The following is an 18,416-nucleotide window of genomic DNA, read 5'->3' as shown; positions in this document are numbered from 1 at the left end:
GTTCCCGCACAGATGCTTCGGACGCATCTCGAATCTCCGAGATGCTCACCTTGAATAGGCCGATCCGATCTTGATCGTTCTCAGTAAGGTCTGAGCACGTCCATCACCCGATCGGCGGTGGCTGTACCTCCACCGGTCCCGTCGGCTCCGCGCGCGGGCGCCGGGCCGGTCCGGTCGCGTTCCAGTCTGCGTGGACCGGAATGAGACCGAGTCCCCAGCCGCCGGCCACGAGCAGCCCCAGCGCCGCACCGTCGGTCAGCTGTCCCCGGACCACCAGGAGCCACCAGGCGAGCCCGGCCGCCGAGGCCGCCAGCACCCACCGCACCGGACGCCGTACCCGGAGGAACAGCCGCGCCCGGGCCCGTATTCGGGCCATCGGGCGCGTCTGCGCGTCTGTTCGCACGACCGCCCTCCCTTCGCTCGTCCCGGGCAGGGGCGCCCGGGAGTCGAGGCCGGGATCAGGCGGCGACCACGTCCATCGCGGCGGCCTTGGGCGACATGTTCGCCCGGTCGGTGCCGGGGGCGGGCAGCGGAACCGGTTCGAGTACCGGCCTCAGCAGATCACCTTCGGAGAGGGTGGCCATCGCCGCAAGTTCAGCGAGCGACAGTTCGTCGCTGACCTCGCGCATGACCTCGGACATCCGGACGTCGAGTGCGTCGCAGATGGCGGAGAGCAGCTCCGAGGAGGCCTCCTTCTGTCCCCGCTCGACCTCGGAGAGGTATCCGAGCGAAACCCTGGCTGCCGCCGACACCTCGCGGAGTGTGCGGCCCTGGCGCTGGCGCTGCCGACGCAGTACATCGCCCAGTAGGCGACGAAGCAGGATCATCGGTGCCTCCCTCCTCGGACTGCGGATCGAGATGTCACGACCCCACCGTACCGCCTTGCCCGCTTCGCGTGCGGGGACCCTGGTCGTGTTCACTCTGGGCTGCAAGGCCGTCCCCCTCCTTGTTCCGGTGTCGCACCCGGGTTCGCGGGCCCCTCGTGGTACCCGTAGCGACCCACCCGGCCACCGTCACGCAACTCGTTCGCCACCTGGTTTCTGCCCAACCAGGGTGTTGGATGTAACACGATCCTCCCGCTGTCCCATACCCGCGCGCCCGCCCGGCGATCCCGGTCGGTGGAGGCCCTCCCCACGGGCCCCGGTCGCGCGAAACCGGCCGGCCGTACGAACCGGCCTACCGCGCGAACCGACCGACCAGCAGCTCCAGCGCGGCGGTCACCGCTTCGTGACGGATTGTGGCACGACCGCCCGACAGCAGGGGAGAACTGACCAGAGTTCCCCCCGGGCCGGCGACGGCCAGGTGTACGGTGCCCACCGGCTGCCCGTCCTGCGGGTCCGGCCCGGCCACCCCGGTCGTCGCGAGCCCGTACGTGGCCCCCAGCAGTGCGCGCACGCCCTCGGCCATCTGTCGGGCCACCACCGGGTGGACCGGCCCGTACACGTCCAGCAGGCCCTCGTCCACCCCGAGCACCGAGGCCTTCAGCTCGGTCGCGTACGCGGTGACCGAGCCCCGGAAGGTCGCGGACGCCCCGGGGACGTCCACCAGCGCGGCGGCCAGCAGCCCCCCGGTCAGCGACTCGGCGACGGCGAGCGTGCCGCCCTCGGCCCGCAGCGCCGCGTGCGCCCGCTCGGCCAGTGCGAAGTCCCGCGCCACCGCGTCCGGCGCCACCGCGTCCCGCACCGGCACGCCCCGCGCCGCCGCGCCGTGCTCCGCCACGTCCCGCTCCGACACCCGGTCCCCCCGTCGCTCAGCGGCCGGCCCGCGCCGCGGTCCGTCCCTCGCGGCGCAGGCGCAGCGCCTGCCCGATGTAGTCCAGCGCGGTGCCGACGGTCAGCAGCACCGCCAGCCCCATCAGGACCGCCCGCCCGGTGGCCAGCCAGCCGGTCAGGTCCAGTACGTACATGCCGACCGCGGTGCCCTGGGTCAGCGTCTTGAGCTTGCCGCCGCGGCTGGCCGGGATGACCCCGTAGCGGATCACCCAGAACCGCATCAGGGTGATGCCGAGCTCGCGGGCCAGGATCACCGCGGTGACCCACCAGGGCAGGTCGCCGAGCAGCGAGAGGCCGATCAGCGCCGAGCCCATGATCGCCTTGTCGGCGATCGGGTCGGCGATCTTCCCGAAGTCGGTGACCAGGCCCTTGCGCCGGGCCAGTTCACCGTCGAACAGGTCGGTGATCATCGCGATCGCGAACGAGGCCCAGGCGACCGAGCGCCACTTGGGGTCGTGCCCGCCGCCGGCGAACAGCAGCGCCACGAAGACCGGCACCAGCAGCACCCGGACCATCGTGAGCACGTTGGCGATGTTCCAGATCCCCGGGGTCGACGGCGCCGCGGCCACCGGTCTGCCCGGGTGGGCCGCGGCCGGGGCGCCGGGCCCCTTGGTCATTCCCCGGCTCCCGAGGCCTCGGCCCCCGACGTCCGGGGCAGTCGCACCTGCTCCAGCGCCTCGGCGATCAGGTCGACGCCCTCGCTGGCGACCACCTTGGCCCGCCAGAACTGGCCGACCGCGGGGGCCTCGACGCCCTCCAGGGTGGTCAGGCCGTCGGTCTCCGGCGCCTGGTGGGCCGAGCGGCCCTCGACCACGCCGTCCTCGATCGACTCGATCAGCACCTCGACCTCGGTGCCGATCCGCTGCTCGGCCCGCTGGGCGGTCATCTCCTCGGCCAGCCGGCTCAGCCGGTCGACCCGGTCGGCGATCACGTCGTCGGCGAGCTTGCCGTCGTAGGTCGCGGCCTCGGTGCCGTCCTCGTCCGAGTAGCCGAAGACGCCGATCGCGTCCAGCCCGGCGTGGGTGACGAAGCGCTCCAGCTCGGCGAAGTCCTCCTCGGTCTCGCCGGGGAAACCGACGATGAAGTTGGACCGGGCGCCGGCCTGCGGGGCCTTGCCGCGGATGGTGCCCAGCAGCTCCAGGAACTGGTCGGTGGAGCCGAAGCGCCGCATCCGGCGCAGCACGGCGGGCGCCGAGTGCTGGAAGGACAGGTCGAAGTAGGGCACCACGTCGGCGGTGCCGGTCATCGAGTCGACCAGGCCCGGGCGCATCTCGGCCGGCTGGAGGTAGGAGACCCGGACCCGCTCGACGCCCTCGATCGCGGAGATCTCGCCGAGCAGCGTCTCCAGCAGCCGGATGTCGCCGAGGTCCTTGCCGTACGAGGTGTTGTTCTCGCTCACCAGGACGATCTCGCGCACGCCCTGCCCGGCCAGCCACTGGGCCTCGTTGAGCACGTCGGAGGGGCGGCGGGAGATGAAGGAGCCGCGGAAGGCCGGGATGGCGCAGAAGGAGCAGCGCCGGTCGCAGCCGGAGGCGAGCTTGACGGAGGCGACCGGGCTGTCGTCCAGCCGCTTGCGCAGGGTGCGCGGGCCGGAGGCCGGGGCGAGGCCGTCGGGCAGGTCGGCGATCGGCTCGGCGGCGGCCTCGGTGCCGTGGCCGGGCAGGGCGACGGCCTCGGCGGCGCTCTGCCGCTCGGCGGGGCTGATCGGCAGCAGCTTGCGGCGGTCGCGCGGGAGGTGCGGGGCGTGGTGGCCACCGGAGAGGATGGTCTGGAGGCGGTCGGAGATGTCCGCGTAGTCGTCGAAGCCGAGGACGCCGTCCGCCTCGGGGAGGGCGTCGGCGAGCTCCTTGCCGTACCGCTCGGCCATGCAGCCGACCGCGACGACGGCCTGGGTGCGGCCGTGCCCCTTGAGGTCGTTGGCCTCCAGCAGGGCGTCCACCGAGTCCTTCTTGGCGGCCTCGACGAAGCCGCAGGTGTTGACCACGGCGACGTCCGCTTCGGAGGCGTCGTCGACCAGCGACCAGCCGTCGGCCTCCAGTCGCCCGGCGAGTTCCTCGGAGTCCACCTCGTTGCGGGCGCATCCGAGCGTGACAAGGGCGACAGTACGGCGTTCAGGCATAGGCCCAAGATTAACGCGCGGGCTCCGGTGCCGTTCGCCCCGGAGGCCGCGCGCCTCGGATCAGCTGATCATCAGTGGGCCGGACGGCCCCTGTGGTCAGCCCGCCTGCGGGTCTCCGGGGGTGTACGTGACGTGCACCACCTGGCCGTCCTTGCCCAGGAGGCCGAGGTCCTTCCCGTTGACGTACGCGTGCACGGCCCCGCCGTTGCCGAGCACCAGCTTGATCTGCTTGGGGTCGGTGAAGGTCTGGTCCTGGCCGTTGCCGATGTTGTTCTGGAACAGCGACTTGCCGTTGCCGTCCATCGCCGAGACCCAGCTGGTGCCCTCGGCGACCAGCTTCACGGTGACCTTGTCGGCCGGGACGGCGGCGATCGCGGCGGCGCTCGGCACGGGCGCCGGCGGCTGGACGGCGGGGGTGGCGGCGGGGGCCACCGAGCCGGTCCCGGAGCCGCTGGGCAGCGGCGCGCTGGCCGAGCCGGTGGTGCCGTGCCCGCCCTTGCCGCTGACCAGGTTGAAGCCGATCAGCGCGACCACGGCGACGATCGCGGCGACCATGGCGGCCGCCCAGTTCGGCCGGCCGCGCCGGGGCACCTTGATCGGGCCGCTGTCGATCAGCTGGGTCGCCGGGCGCCTGGCGGCGGGCGGGCCGCCGTGCGCGGCGTCGTACCGGGCGACCAGCGCCTCGCCGTCCAGGCCGACCGCGCGGGCGATCAGCCGGATGTTCCCTCGGGCGTAGAAGTCGCCGCCGCAGCGGGCGAAGTCGTCCTCCTCGATGGCATGGACGATCGGCACCCGCACCCGGGTGGCGGTACTCACCTGGTCCACCGTGAGCCCCGCGTCGATCCGGGCGGTGGACAGCACCCGGCCGATGCTCGGGGCATCGGCCGCCTGCACCACGTCGTCGGTCGGCTCGACGGACGGCATGGCGTTCTCGCGGTCGGAGGACTTGCCGATGGTCACGGGGCACGCCTTTCGAGCGGATGGCCACCTGCTGGGGAACAGTCTAGGGGCGCGGGCGGATCGTTTCTCAAGCGGAACGGGCCGAATGCGCGCGCCCGGTCCGACCGGGGTCCGGCACGGCGCTGACGAACCGTCAGCGGAGCCGTGCGGGGGGAGCCCGGCGGTCGCTTTCCGCCGTGTGACGCGGCGTACGGACGTTCGGTTCCCCACACGGCGCCTACCCTCCTCCGAACGAGTGACACCTTGGTCAGGACACGGGCCGCCGGCCCCAGGGACCGACCGTCAACCCCGAAGGGTGATCAGCACCCCGTCCAGCTCCTCCGGCTTCACCAGCACGTCGCGGGCCTTGGAGCCCTCGCTCGGGCCGACGATCCCGCGCGACTCCATCAGGTCCATCAGCCGGCCCGCCTTGGCGAAGCCGACCCGGAGCTTGCGCTGGAGCATCGAGGTGGAGCCGAACTGGGTGGAGACCACCAGCTCGGCCGCCTGGACCAGCAGGTCCAGGTCGTCGCCGATCTCCTCGTCGATCTCCTTCTTCGGCCCGGCCCCGACCATCACGTCGTCCCGGTAGACGGCGCTCAGCTGGTCCTTGCAGTGCTCCACCACCCTGGCGATCTCCGCCTCGGTGACGAACGCGCCCTGCATCCGGATCGGCTTGCTCGCGCCCATCGGCAGGAAGAGCGCGTCGCCCTTGCCGATCAGCTTCTCCGCGCCGGGCTGGTCCAGGATGACCCGGGAGTCGGCCATCGCGGAGGTCGCGAAGGCCAGCCGGGACGGCACGTTGGCCTTGATCAGGCCGGTGACCACGTCCACCGAGGGCCGCTGGGTGGCGAGCACCAGGTGGATGCCGGCCGCGCGGGCCAGCTGGGTGATCCGGACCACCGAGTCCTCGACGTCGCGCGGGGCGACCATCATCAGGTCGGCCAGCTCGTCGACGATCACCAGCAGGTACGGGTACGGCCTCAGCTCGCGCTCGCTGCCCAGCGGCGGGGTGACCTTGCCGGCCTTCACGGCGGCGTTGAAGTCGTCCACGTGCCGGAAGCCGAACGCCGCGAGGTCGTCGTAGCGCATGTCCATCTCGCGCACCACCCACTGGAGGGCCTCGGCGGCCTTCTTGGGGTTGGTGATGATCGGCGTGATCAGGTGCGGGATGCCCTCGTACGCGGTCAGCTCGACCCGCTTGGGGTCGACCAGCACCATCCGCACCTCGTCGGGGGTGGCCCGGGCGAGGATCGAGGTGATCAGGCAGTTGATGCAGGAGGACTTTCCGGCGCCGGTCGCGCCGGCCACCAGGATGTGCGGCATCTTGGCGAGGTTGGCCATCACGGTGTGGCCCTCGACGTCCTTGCCCATGCCGACGACCATCGGGTGCGTGTCCTCGGCAGCCGTGCGCGAGCGCAGCAGGTCGCCGAGGTTGACCATCTCGCGGTCCCGATTGGGGATCTCGATGCCGACCGCGGACTTGCCCGGGATCGGGCTGATGATCCGCACGTCCGGGCTGGCCACCGCGTACGCGATGTTCTTGGCGAGCGCGGTGATCCGCTCCACCTTGACGGCCGGGCCGAGCTCGACCTCGTAGCGGGTGACCGTCGGGCCCCGGGTGAAGCCGGTGACCTTGGCGTCCACCTTGAACTCGGCGAAGGTGCCGGTGAGCTGGGCAACCACCTCGTCGTTGAGGGCGCTGCGGGCCTTGGCCGGGCCGCCGCGCTCCAGCAGGTCGAGCGAGGGCAGCGCGTAGGTGACGCCCTCGCCGAGCTGGAGCTGCTCCATCCGCACCGGCGCCGCGCCGTGTTCCTCGGGCGCGCCCGGCCCGCCACTGCGGGCGGCCGGGACGGCTGCCTCCTCCGGCGGGGCGGTGCGGTCCTGCACCTGGTGCATCATGTCCGCCACCGCGGAGGAGGCGGGCACGCCGTAGACCAGCGCGCCGTCCAGGTCGGCGGCCGCGCCGGCGGCGAGGTCGCGGGTGGCGTACGGGTCCAGCGGCTCCTTGTCGAGGGAGATCCGCTCGGCGTCCTCCGGCTCGTCGGTCTGCTTGCGCCGACGGCGGCGCCGGCGGGCGGCCACCTCGTCCGAGGGGTCGTCACTGCCGGTGTCCACGGTGAACGGCAGCGCGTCGGGGTCGGCGTCCTCCGGCGGGTCGGTGGACAGCTCGCGCTCCGGCGTGCGCCCCCAGAGCTGCTCGTCCTCGGGCCCGGGCTCGACCACGCCGAGCCGTATGCCGACCCCGCGCACCCGGTCGCCGATCCGGTTGATCGGGGTGGCGGTGACCACCAGCAGGCCGAAGAAGGCCAGCAGCAGGAGCAGCGGCACGGCGAGCGCCGGTCCGGCGGCGGCCATCATCGGGGTGGAGACGGCCCAGCCGATGATCCCGCCGGCCGCCCGTATCCGGGACGCGCCGCTGCCCATCATGGGCGCGCCGCAGCCGATGTGGACCAGGCCGAGGACGCCGACCAGCAGCGCGCTCAGCCCGATCATGATCCGGCCGTTGGCCTCCGGCAGCTCCGGGTGGCGCCAGAGCCGGATCGCCATCGCGGCCAGCAGGAACGGCACCAGCACGTCGAGCCGGCCGAATAGCCCGGAGACCACGGCGGTGGCGCCCTCGCCCAGCCAGCCCTGCGGGCTGAACCAGGTGCCGGCCGCGGTCACCAGCGCGAGCCCGAACAGCAGCAGGCCCACGCCGTCCTTGCGGTGGGCCGGATGCAGGTTCTTGGCCCCGTCGCCGAAGCCCCGGAAGATCGCGCCGATCGGGCTGCCCAGGGCGTTGAGCGTGCCCATCAGCACCGACCTGGACGGCTTCGGCGGGGGCGGGGCCTGCTTGGCCGCGGCCTTCTTCGCGGGGGCCGCCTTCTTCGCCGCCGCCTTCTTCGCGGGCGGCTTGCCCGGGGCCTTCGCCGCGGCCTTCCTGGACGCTCCCGGACTCGTCTTACGTGCTGCGTTCCCGGGCGTGCGAGTGGCCATGGGTCAGCAGCCTACCGGGGCGGGCGACCAGTGCACATGTGCCCGAGCCCGGGCGCCCGGACGTGTCGCAGACACACCGTCACCCTGACCGGGATTCACCCGGTCGCAGCACACCGGACCACTCGGACGGGTGAACGCCGACCGCGGGTCAGGAACTGCCCGGACGCATCGCGTCCAGGGCCCGGCGCAGCCCCGCGAGCTTGCGCTCCAGGTGCGCGGCGGTGGCGGCCACCCCGGCGTCCTCGCCCCCGTCCAGCTGCTTGCCGAGCGCCTCCGCCTGCTCCTCGACCGCCGCCAGCCGCGCGGACAGCTCGCCCAGCAGCGCCCCGCCGAGGGCCTGCTCGCCGCCGCCCTCCTCCAGCTGCAGGCGCAGCAGCGCCGCCTGCTCCTTCAGCTGGCAGTTCTTCGCGTACAGGTCGACGAAGACGGACACCTTGGCGCGCAGCACCCACGGGTCGAAGGGCTTGGAGATGTAGTCCACCGCGCCGGCCGCGTAGCCGCGGAAGGTGTGGTGCGGACCGTGGTTGATCGCGGTCAGGAAGATGATCGGGATGTCCCGGGTGCGCTCCCGGCGCTTGATGTGGGCGGCCGTCTCGAAGCCGTCCATCCCCGGCATCTGCACGTCCAGCAGGATCACCGCGAAGTCGTCGGTGAGCAGCGCCTTCAGCGCCTCCTCACCGGAGGCCGCGCGCACCAGCGTCTGGTCCAGCGCCGAGAGGATCGCCTCCAGCGCCAGCAGGTTCTCCGGTCGGTCGTCGACCAGGAGGATCTTGGCCTTCTGCATCAGGGCTCGCCCTCCTGTCGCCTGCCTGCCGCCCGGTGCAGGCACCCGCGTACTGCCCACCGCTACCCCGGTCATGCTAGCCGCACCCCCTCGCCCGGCACATCGCCCCGTCGTGACCCGATCCGGGGCGGCGCGCAGTCAGTGCTCCGGCGCACGCTCACCAGCGTGTTGCCGTCCGGTCACTGTTCGCAACGATCGGTGACCCTACCGGGTTCCCGGGCCCGACCGCCAGCAAACCGGCCGACCGACCGGCGTGAACCCCGGGGCCCGGGCCGGGGTTCACGCCTCCCCCGGGTCACGCCCGGTCGCCGCTCAACCACTCGTGCATGACCGACAGCAGGTGGTCGGTCTCCACCGGCTTGGTGATGTGGTCGGTGGCGCCCGCCTGCAGCGACTTCTCCCGGTCGCCCTTCATCGCCTTGGCGGTCAGCGCGATGATCGGCAGGCCGGCGAACTGGGGCATCCGGCGGATCGCCTCGGTGGTCGCGTAGCCGTCCATCTCCGGCATCATGATGTCCATCAGGACCAGCGCCACGCTCTCGTGCTGCTCCAGCATCTCGATGCCCTCGCGGCCGTTCTCCGCGTACAGGACGGTCAGGCCGTGCTGCTCCAGCACGCTGGTGAGGGCGAACACGTTGCGGACGTCGTCGTCCACGATCAGCACCTGCTGGCCGTCGAAGCGGCGGCCGCCGCCGGCCGGGCGGGGCGGTACGGGCTCCACCGTCCGCGGCCCGGCGGCGCTCTCCAGGGCGGCGCTGCGCCGGCGCTCCACCGCGCCGCGGCGGCGCTCCTCGGCCAGCTCGCGGACCTCCTGGGCCCAGTGGTCGGCCGGGTTCTCGCCGACCGGCACCGGCAGGCCCACCGGGGTCACCCCGACCGAGGCCCGCGGCGCCAGGCTGCCCGGAGCGCCCTGGCGCGGGTCGCCGACGGGCTCCGGGGCCTCGGTGCGCAGCGGCAGGTAGAGCGTGAAGGTCGAGCCCTTGCCCAGCTCGCTCTCGGCGTGGATCTCGCCGCCGAGCAGCCGGGCGATCTCCCGGCTGATGGACAGGCCGAGGCCGGTGCCGCCGTACTTGCGGCTGGTGGTGCCGTCGGCCTGCTTGAACGCCTCGAAGATCTCCCGCAGCTTGTTGTCGGGGATGCCGATGCCGGTGTCGGAGACCGAGAAGGCGATCAGCTCGTCGTCCGGGCCCTGGATCGAGCCGGACTCCAGCAGCCGCTCGCGCACGTGCTGCGGGACCTCCCGGCCGGCCTGGCGGATCGAGAAGTCGACGGCTCCGGCGTCGGTGAACTTCACCGCGTTGGAGATCAGGTTGCGCAGCACCTGCTGGAGCCGCTGCTCGTCGGTGTGCAGGGTGACCGGCAGGGCGGGCGAGACCCGGACGGCGAAGTCCAGGTTCTTGTCCAGCGCGACCGGCTGGAAGGTGGCCTCGACGTAGTCGACCAGCTGGACCAGGGCGATCCGGGCCGGGCGGACGTCCATCTTCCCGGCCTCGACCTTGGACAGGTCGAGGATGTCGTTGATCAGCTGGAGCAGGTCGGAGCCCGCGCCGTGGATGGTGTCGGCGAACTCGACCTGCTTGGGCGAGAGGTTGCCCTCGTTGTTGTCGGAGAGCAGCTTGGCCAGGATCAGCAGCGAGTTGAGCGGGGTGCGCAGCTCGTGCGACATGTTGGCGAGGAACTCGCTCTTGTACCGGGAGGCCAGGGCGAGCTGCTCGGCGCGCTCCTCCAGGACCTGCCGGGCCTCCTCGATCTCGCCGTTCTTGATCTCGATGTCGCGGTTCTGCTGGGCGAGTTGCTCGGCCTTCTCCTGCAACTCCTCGTTGGTGCGCTCCAGTTCCTCCTGGCGGGCTTCCAACTCGGCAGACCGCATCGAGAGTTCGGCGGTCAGCCGCTGGGACTCCAGCAGCAGGCCCTCGGTCTTGGTGTTGACGCTGATGGTGTTGACGGTGACGCCGATCAGATCGGCGATCTGGTTCAGGAAGTCCAGCGCGACGGTGGTGAAGGAGCTGAAGGTGGCCAGCTCGATCACGCCCAGCAGCCGGCCCTCGAACAGCACCGGCAGCACCACGATGTGGGCCGGGGAGGCCTCGCCGAGGCCGGAGGCGATCTTCAGGTACCCGGGCGGCGCCTCCTTGAGGATGATCGCCCGCTTCTCCACCGCGGCCTGGCCGATCAGCGACTCGCCGGGCCGGAAGGTGGTCGGCATCGCCCGCCGCTGGTAGCCGTAGCTGCCGATCAGGCGCAGCACGGTGTCGTTCTCGTCGTCGTCCTCGGTGATCAGCTCGGCGGTGCGGCCGGCCGGCTGGGCGAGGAAGAAGGCGCCGTGCTGGGCCGAGACCACCGGGGTCAGCTCGGTCATGATCAGCGAGGCGACGGCCTCCAGGTCCCGGCGGCCCTGGAGCAGGCCGGAGATCCGGGCCAGGTTGGTCTTGAGCCAGTCCTGCTCCTGGTTGGTGCGGGTGGTCTCGCGCAGGTTGGCGATCATCTGGTTGATGTTGTCCTTGAGCTCGTCGAGCTCGCCCGCGGCGTCCACGTCGATCCGCAGGCTCAGGTCGCCCCTGGTGACCGCGGTGGCGACCTGGGCGATCGCGCGCACCTGCCGGGTCAGGTTGTTGGCCAGTTCGTTCACCGACTCGGTGAGGTCCTGCCAGGTGCCGTCCACGCCGGGTACCCGGGCCTGGCCGCCGAGCCGTCCGTCGGTGCCCACCTCGCGGGCGACCCGGGTGACCTCGTCGGCGAACGCGGAGAGCTGGTCGACCATGGTGTTGATGCTGGTCTTGAGCTGGAGGATCTCGCCGCGCGCGTCGACGTCGATCTTCTGCGAGAGGTCGCCGCGGGCCACCGCGGTGATCACCAGCGCGATGTTCCGCACCTGGCCGGTGAGGTTATTGGCCATCAGGTTGACGTTGTCGGTCAGGTCCTTCCAGATGCCGGCCACGCCCGGCACGCTCGCCTGGCCGCCCAGGGTGCCGTCGGTGCCCACCTCGCGGGCCACCCGGGTGACCTCCACCGCGAAGGAGGACAGCTGGTCGACCATGGTGTTGAGGGTCGCGGCGAGCGCCGCCACCTCGCCCTGCGCGTCGATCGCGATCTTCTTGGAGAGGTCGCCGCGGGCCACCGCACCGGCGACCTCGGCGATGTTGCGCACCTGTCCGGTCAGGTTCGACGCCATGAAGTTGACGTTGTCGGTCAGGTCCTTCCAGATGCCCGACACCCCGCGCACCCGGGCCTGGCCGCCCAGGATGCCCTCGGTGCCCACCTCGCGGGCCACCCTGGTCACCTCGTCCGCGAACGCCGACAGCTGGTCGACCATGGTGTTGACGGTCGTCACCAGCTCCAGGATCTCGCCCCGGGCGTCGACGGTGATCTTCTTGGAGACGTCGCCGCGCGCCACCGCCGTGGTCACCTCGGCGATGTTCCGGACCTGGCTGGTCAGGTTGTTGGCCATCAGGTTGACGGAGTTGGTCAGGTCCTTCCAGATGCCGGCCACGCCGGGCACGCTGGCCTGGCCGCCGAGGATGCCCTCGGTGCCGACGTCCCGGGCGACCCGGGTGACCTCGTCCGCGAAGGCGCCCAGCTGGTCCACCATCGTGTTGATGGTGTTCTTCAGCTCCAGGATCTCCCCGCGCGCGTCCACCTGGATCTTCTGCGACAGGTCGCCCTTGGCGACCGCGGTCGTCACCTGGGCGATGTTGCGCACCTGATCGGTGAGGTTGTTCGCCATGAAGTTGACGTTGTCGGTCAGGTCCCGCCAGACCCCGGCCGCCCCGGGCACCTGGGCCTGCCCGCCGAGCCGCCCCTCGGTGCCCACCTGGCGGGCCACCCTGGTCACCTGCTCGGCGAAGCCCGAGAGCTGGTCGACCATCGTGTTGATGGTGTTCTTCAGCTCCAGCATCTCGCCGCGCGCGTCCACCTCGATCTTCTGCGAGAGGTCCCCGCGCGCCACCGCCGTGGTCACCTGGGCGATGTTGCGGACCTGGCCGGTCAGGTTGTCGGCCATGAAGTTCACCGAGTCGGTCAGGTCCCGCCAGACCCCGGCCACGCCCGGCACCTGGGCCTGACCGCCGAGCCGGCCCTCCGTCCCCACGTCCCTGGCCACCCCGGTGACCTGCGCGGCGAACCCGTTCAGCTGGTCCACCATCGTGTTGACGGTGTTCTTCAGCTCCAGCATCTCGCCGGCCACCTCGACGGTGACCTTGCGGGACAGGTCGCCCTTGGCGACCGCCGTGGTCACCTGGGCGATGTTGCGGACCTGGGCGGTCAGCCGGCCCGCCATGGTGTTGACCGAGTCCGCCAGGTCCTTCCAGCTCCCGGACACGCTGCGGACCTTGGCCTGGCCGCCGAGCTTGCCCTCGGTACCGACCTCGCGGGCCACCCGGGTCACCTCGTCGGTGAACTCGGAGAGCTGGTCCACCAGCCCGTTGACGGTCCGCCCGATCTTCAGGTACTCGCCGCGCAGCGGGTGGCTCACCCCGTTGCTGTGCAGCGAGCGCAGCTCCATCTTCTGGTCCAGGTCGCCCTCGGCGATCGAGGTGAGCACCCGGCCCACGTCGGCCATCGGGCGGGCCAGGTCGTCGATCAGCGCGTTGCAGTTGTCGACCGCCGCCATCCAGGCGCCCTCGCCCGCGCCGGTCTCCAGCCGCTCGTTCAGCCGGCCCTCGCGGCCCACCGCCCGGCGGACCCGCGCCAGCTCACCGGTCAGGTGCTGGTTGCGCTCGGCGACCTCGTTGAAGACCGCGGCGATCTCGGCCAGCGGACCGTCCCCGGGGACGGTCAGCCGGCGGCGGAAGTTGCCGTCCCGCATCGCGGTCAGCGCCGACAGCAGCTTGCGCAGCTCGGCGGGCTCCGCGCCACGGTTGTGACTCACCCGCCGACCGGCCGCGTTCCGCGGCGCGGCCCCGGGGCGCCCACCGCGCGGGGCGGGCGGCGTCGTTCCGGTTGCGTCCTTGGTGGCCGAACTCAACGGGCCCCTCCCACATCGTGAACTGTCCGGTGACCGACCCGTGCCGGTGCGGCACGCACCCGGGCACCGGCCCGGTCGGGCTGCGTACCGGCGGCCCGCGGCGCGCCGGCACCCCGACGACCGTACTGCTCCCACCGGCCGTCGCGGACCCCCCAGTCTGGCAGCACCGGCACCGGGTGAAGGGCCGGTTGCGCTCGGTTCGTACCGCACCGTCCGAAACAGGTGGGCAGAATCACCCTCTGGTGCCAGTTTCGACTCCCCGCCCCCACGGGGAACCAAGCGGAAAGTAGGGTGGAGCGCTGCACCGGGCCACGGCCCGACCCAGCGCCGCCGCTCACCCCGACGGCGCGCACGGGGAGTCGGCGCCGCGCCCCCGGACAGCCAGGGCAAGAGCAGCAGAGGAGAAGTGGCAACGTGGTCACCGCGCGCGCAGCCGCCACCTTCGACCCCGACGGCCGGTCCGCCGCCGCCGCACGGGGCTTCGTCCGGGACGCGCTGCTCGGCTGGGGGCTGCCCGAGGTCGTCGACGACGCGGTCGTGCTGGTCAGCGAGCTCGTCACCAACGCCGTCGTGCACGCCGGCACCGCCGCCGAGGTCTGCTGCCTGCGCGAGGAGGAGAGCGTCCGGATCGAGGTCACCGACCACCACCCCGAGCGCGGCCTGCCCTCGCTCGGCGACGGTCCGGTCGTCGACTCCGACCGCTACGCCGACCCGGACGGCGAGGGCGGCCGCGGCCTGCTGATGTGCTCCGCCCTCGCCGAACGGTGGGGCGTCGAGTACGCGGCCGGCCGCAAGACCGTCTGGTTCCGCCTCGCCCTGCCCGTACACGTGTCCGGCACCCGCTACGCCGTTCCCGCGACCCCCGGCAGCGACCTGCCCAGCGGTCCGGGCCCGGTGCACGTCGCCGTCGTCCAGCTCGACGAGGACGGCCGGGTGCTGGCCTGGAACCCGGACGCCGAGGCGCTCTTCCAGCACCCCGCCGCCGCCGTCCTCGGCCGTCCCTGGGCCGACCTCGCGGTCTGGCCGCAGGCCCCCGCCCGCGGCCTCGGCCTGACCGACACCCTGCGGATGGCCCGCTGGGAGGGCGGCTACGGCGTCCGCCGCCAGGACGGCCGCGAGGTCGAGGTGTACGGCGTCCAGGTCCGGCTGCGCGACACCGAGGGCGTCCCCTCCACCCTCTGCCTGCTCGTCCTCGAACCCGACCGCGCGGTGCTGCGCTCCCCCGCCCGCGCCCTGCCCGGCGAGCGCCCCGACCCGGCCGGCCCCCGGCTCGACCTGCTGGCCGGCCCGGTCGCCACCGACGACCTCGACACCCTGCTGCAGCGCACCGTCGAACGCGCCCGCGACCTGCTCGACGGCGACGCCGCGTACCTGCTGCTCACCACCGACGACGAGGCCGAGTTCGAGGTCCGCGCCGCCACCGGACTCACCTCCGGGCACCGCCGGCACGCCCGCTTCCCGGTCGGCACCGGCAACCGCTACGACTCCGCCCGGCTGCCCTCCGTCCACGAGGACCTCGCCACCCGGCCCACCGGCCTGCCGCTGCTCTCCGACAGCGGCATGCGCTCCCTGATCACCGTCCCGCTCAAGGTCGAGGGCCGGCTGATCGGTTCGCTCGGCATCGCCGCCGCCGTGCCCGGCCGCTACGACAACGAGGACGCGCTGCGCCTCCAGTTCGCCGCCGACCGGGTCGCCCTCGCCGTCGAGAGCACCCGGCTGACCGAGCTCGAACAGCTGCGCCGCGGCTCGCTCTCCTTCCTGGTCGAGGCCTCCGACCTGCTGGCCGGCACCCTCGAACACGAGCAGACCCTCGCGCTGATGGCCCAGATGGCCGTCCCCACCCTCGCCTCCTGGTGCGCCGTCTACACCACCGCCGACCACGCCTCCCCGGCCCGGCTCGCCTTCGTCCTGCACGAGGACGAGGACCGCATCGACCCGCTGCGCGCCCTGCTCGACAAGACCCCCGTCCCGGAGGCCGGCCCCTCCCACGGCGTCCGGTTCTGGACGGCCCCCGCCGAGACCGCCGAGGCCGGCGGCCTCGCCGACGGCCCGGACCTGGCCGGCCTGCTCGGCGAGACCGTCGTCCTCGCGCTGACCGCCCGCAACCGTGTCATCGGCCTGCTGGTGCTCGGTGTCCCGGCCGGCGTCCGGTTCCGCCAGGAGATCCTCGAACTCGCCGAGGACCTCTCCCGCCGGGCCGCCCTCGCGCTGGACAACTCCCGCCTCTACTCCGAGCGCACCGCCACCAGCCAGGCCCTCCAGCGCAGCCTGCTCCCGCCGGACCTGCCGGAGATCCCCGGCGTCGAGGTGGACGTCTACTACCAGGCGGCCGGCGAGGGCAACGAGGTCGGCGGCGACTTCTACGACCTGTTCACCATCCGCGAGGGCACCTACGGCTTCGCCATCGGCGACGTCTGCGGCACCGGCCCCGAGGCCGCCTCGGTCACCGGCCTGGCCCGGCACTCACTGCGGCTCCTCGCCCGCGAGGGCCTGGACGCCCCGCAGGTGCTGCGCCGGCTCAACGCGGCCATCCTGGACGAGGGTTCGCGCAGCCGCTTCCTCACCCTGCTCTACGGCGAGCTGACGCCCCTTCCGGACGGCAGCACCGAGCTCTCCCTGGTCTGCGCCGGCCATCCGCTGCCGCTGCGACTGCGCACCGACGGCCAGGTCGACCGCGCCGCCACCCCGCAGCCGCTGCTCGGCGTCATGGACGACCTCGACCTCACCGCCGAGCGCCTGGTGCTCGCGCCCGGCGAGGTCCTGCTCTGCGTCACCGACGGGGTCACCGAACGCCGCGAGGGCCGGCGGATGCTGGGCGACGACGGCCTCGCCGAGGTGCTCACCGGCTGTACCGGGCTGACGGCCGGAGCGGTCGCGGCTCGGGTGCAGCGCGCGGTCGAGCGCTTCGCCCCGGAGCCGCCGTCCGACGACATGGCGATCCTGACCCTGCGGGTGCCCACTCGGCGTCAGGTGTGAGCGGTCATCCGCTGACGCAGTCACAAATTGTTATATTCACAATGGTACAAGCGCGTTCGGCCGGGTAGACCGATCCCACCGGGGAATCCCCCGGCCGGGACGTGACCGGCGGCTCTCCGCCGGCCCACCACGTCCGCCGGCCCATCACCTTCGACCGCAGCCGCGCACGCTCACAGCCGTGCGCCCTCGGCGCGGTCGCGCGCGGCCCTCATCCCCACTCCTTCTCTCCACCTCTCCGCACTCCTCTCCGCACTCATCCGGACGACACCACAGCGTCACTGCGCCCTGCGCGCGCCCAGAGTGAAAGGAGCCTCCGGTGAGCAACGAAGCTACCGGGGCAACGAACGCCCGCTCCACCGGAGCCGACGCGGGTAACCTCGGCTACCTCGCGCTCGGTCTCACACTGCTCGCCTACGGCCTGCTCTCCACCGGCGTCCTGCACGGCGCCGGAGTCGGGAACGCGGCCGACCTCGCCCTCCTCCTCGGCGGCGTCACCCTCTTCATCGCGGGCCTCTGGCAGCTCCGCGGCGGCGAGGGCTTCACCGGAACCGCCTTCACCAGCCTCGGCGCCTTCTGGGCGGCCTGGTCCGCGGCCGGCGGAGCCGGCAAGAACGCCGCCGGCCTCTTCCTGCTGCTGTGGGCCCTGCTCGGCCTCACCCTGACCGCCGCGAGCTGGGGCGCCGGCCTGCTCGGCCGCGCCGTCTACGGCCTGCTGACGGTCTCCCTGGTGCTCTCCGCCGTCGCCAGCTTCGGCGGCTACGGCGGCCTGGCCAAGACCGGCGGCTGGATCGCGGCCGCCTCCGGGCTCGCCGCCTGGTACCGGGCCACCTCCGCACTGAGCAACGGCTCCTGGGGAAAGCTCGCCCTGCCGGTCAAGTGACCGTCGGTTCAGCCCACCTGCTCCAGCCGCTCCTCGGCGGCGCTGAGGGGCCGGACCTCCGTCCCGGCGGAGGCCCGGCCCCGGCGCCGTGCCGCCACCGCCAGCACGGCGTAGGCCAGGAGCAGGATAGCCACCGCCACGATGCCGTCCAGCCAGAAGTGGTTGGCCGTCACCACGACCACGGCCACCGTCAGCACCGGGTGCAGCACCATCACCCATCGCAGCGAACTGCGCGACACCCGGATCACCGCGACCGCCGCCAGCACGCACCAGGCGACGTGCACCGAGGGCATCGCCGACAGCTGGTCGGCCACCAGCACACCGCCGACCGCGCCGCCGTACACCGACTGCCCGTACTGGGCGGCCACGTCGACGAAGCCGCTCTCCGGGAGCATCCGCGGCGGCGCCACCGGGATGAACTGCACCAGCAGGCAGACCGCGGTCGTGATCACCACCGTGTTGCGCACCCACGCGTAGCGCTCGCGGTGCCGCACGAACACCCAGAGCAGGACGCCGAGCATCACGGCGAAGTGCATGGCCGCGTAGTAGTAGTTCGCCAGCCTCACCAGCACCGGGTACGGCGTGACCGCCTTCTGCCAGGAGGCCTCGTCCGGCAGTCCGATCACCTGCTCGGTGTGGTGGATCCAGCTCGCGCGGTCCAGCGCGTGGTCCGTACTCATCACCGAGAGGTGCCCGACCAGCTGCCAGAGGGCGAACAGCGCCAGCAGCGTGCCGGCCTCCCGCAACAGCGCGGACAGCGCCGGCTTCCGGCCCTTCGCCGCGGCGTACGCGCCCGCGTAGAGGCCGACGGAGACGGCCCCGGCGGACTGCCAGGTCAGGGTCAGGTTCTGCATTGGCAGAGGGTAACGCAAAAAGCCCCTTCCCGGATGGGAAGGGGCTTTTCGGAATAATTGTTCGGCGGCGTCCTACTCTCCCACAGGGTCCCCCCTGCAGTACCATCGGCGCTGTAAGGCTTAGCTTCCGGGTTCGGAATGTAACCGGGC

General features: G+C 72.6%; 12 protein-coding genes and 1 rRNA gene. 2 read left to right on the top strand and 11 right to left on the bottom strand.

Annotated elements, in window-relative coordinates:
• Positions 1-103: 103 nt before the first annotated feature.
• From ACWDCZ_RS33360 to ACWDCZ_RS33320, 9 genes are all read right to left on the bottom strand, one after another.
• Positions 104-403 carry a hypothetical protein gene (locus tag ACWDCZ_RS33360; protein WP_449817792.1) on the bottom strand — a complete coding sequence of 100 codons (300 nt, stop codon included), beginning with the start codon at positions 401-403 and terminating at the stop codon, positions 104-106.
• A 55-nt stretch (positions 404-458) separates the two neighbouring features.
• Positions 459-827 (bottom strand): helix-turn-helix domain-containing protein, encoded by a 369-nt coding sequence (locus ACWDCZ_RS33355; RefSeq protein WP_049660741.1) that lies wholly within the window; start codon positions 825-827, stop codon positions 459-461.
• 349 nt (positions 828-1,176) lie between these two features.
• Positions 1,177-1,656 carry a CinA family protein gene (locus ACWDCZ_RS33350; RefSeq protein ID WP_387973948.1) on the bottom strand — a complete coding sequence of 160 codons (480 nt, stop codon included), beginning with the start codon at positions 1,654-1,656 and terminating at the stop codon, positions 1,177-1,179.
• A 94-nt stretch (positions 1,657-1,750) separates the two neighbouring features.
• The gene (pgsA, locus tag ACWDCZ_RS33345) at positions 1,751-2,389 is read right to left on the bottom strand and encodes a CDP-diacylglycerol--glycerol-3-phosphate 3-phosphatidyltransferase (protein WP_049660306.1); all 639 of its coding nucleotides are present in this window, start codon (positions 2,387-2,389) and stop codon (positions 1,751-1,753) included.
• A complete protein-coding gene (gene rimO, locus ACWDCZ_RS33340; RefSeq protein ID WP_449817791.1) occupies positions 2,386-3,891 on the bottom strand; it encodes a 30S ribosomal protein S12 methylthiotransferase RimO in 1,506 nt (501 codons plus the stop codon). The genes pgsA and rimO overlap by 4 nt, the downstream gene beginning before the upstream one ends.
• 96 nt (positions 3,892-3,987) lie before the next feature.
• A complete protein-coding gene (locus ACWDCZ_RS33335) occupies positions 3,988-4,851 on the bottom strand; it encodes a helix-turn-helix domain-containing protein (protein ID WP_375877275.1) in 864 nt (287 codons plus the stop codon).
• A gap of 282 nt (positions 4,852-5,133) precedes the next feature.
• Entirely contained in the window at positions 5,134-7,809 is a 2,676-nt protein-coding gene (locus tag ACWDCZ_RS33330; protein ID WP_117489687.1) for an FtsK/SpoIIIE family DNA translocase, read from the bottom strand.
• 148 nt (positions 7,810-7,957) lie between these two features.
• Positions 7,958-8,596, bottom strand: coding sequence for a response regulator (locus ACWDCZ_RS33325; RefSeq protein ID WP_049659044.1), 639 nt, complete (start codon positions 8,594-8,596; stop codon positions 7,958-7,960).
• A gap of 292 nt (positions 8,597-8,888) precedes the next feature.
• Positions 8,889-13,397 carry a hybrid sensor histidine kinase/response regulator gene (locus tag ACWDCZ_RS33320; protein ID WP_074005718.1) on the bottom strand — a complete coding sequence of 1,503 codons (4,509 nt, stop codon included), beginning with the start codon at positions 13,395-13,397 and terminating at the stop codon, positions 8,889-8,891.
• Between the two features lie 573 nt (positions 13,398-13,970).
• Here ACWDCZ_RS33320 and ACWDCZ_RS33315 point away from each other — a divergent pair.
• Positions 13,971-16,532, top strand: a complete 2,562-nt coding sequence (locus ACWDCZ_RS33315) for a SpoIIE family protein phosphatase (RefSeq protein WP_449817790.1) — start codon at positions 13,971-13,973, stop codon at positions 16,530-16,532.
• Positions 16,533-16,848: 316 nt separating this feature from the next.
• Positions 16,849-17,412, top strand: coding sequence for a GPR1/FUN34/YaaH family transporter (locus ACWDCZ_RS33310; RefSeq protein WP_049658771.1), 564 nt, complete (start codon positions 16,849-16,851; stop codon positions 17,410-17,412).
• Positions 17,413-17,420: 8 nt separating this feature from the next.
• Here the strand turns inward: ACWDCZ_RS33310 and ACWDCZ_RS33305 are convergent, their stop codons facing one another.
• Together ACWDCZ_RS33305 and rrf are read right to left on the bottom strand one after the other, a co-directional pair.
• Positions 17,421-18,266 carry a phosphatase PAP2 family protein gene (locus tag ACWDCZ_RS33305; protein ID WP_079272802.1) on the bottom strand — a complete coding sequence of 282 codons (846 nt, stop codon included), beginning with the start codon at positions 18,264-18,266 and terminating at the stop codon, positions 17,421-17,423.
• 59 nt (positions 18,267-18,325) lie between these two features.
• Positions 18,326-18,416 (bottom strand): 5S ribosomal RNA (gene rrf, locus ACWDCZ_RS33300); the annotation flags it as partial.

The organism is Kitasatospora sp. NPDC001225 (assembly GCF_053597855.1).
This window is presented reverse-complemented; position numbering and strand designations above follow the sequence as displayed.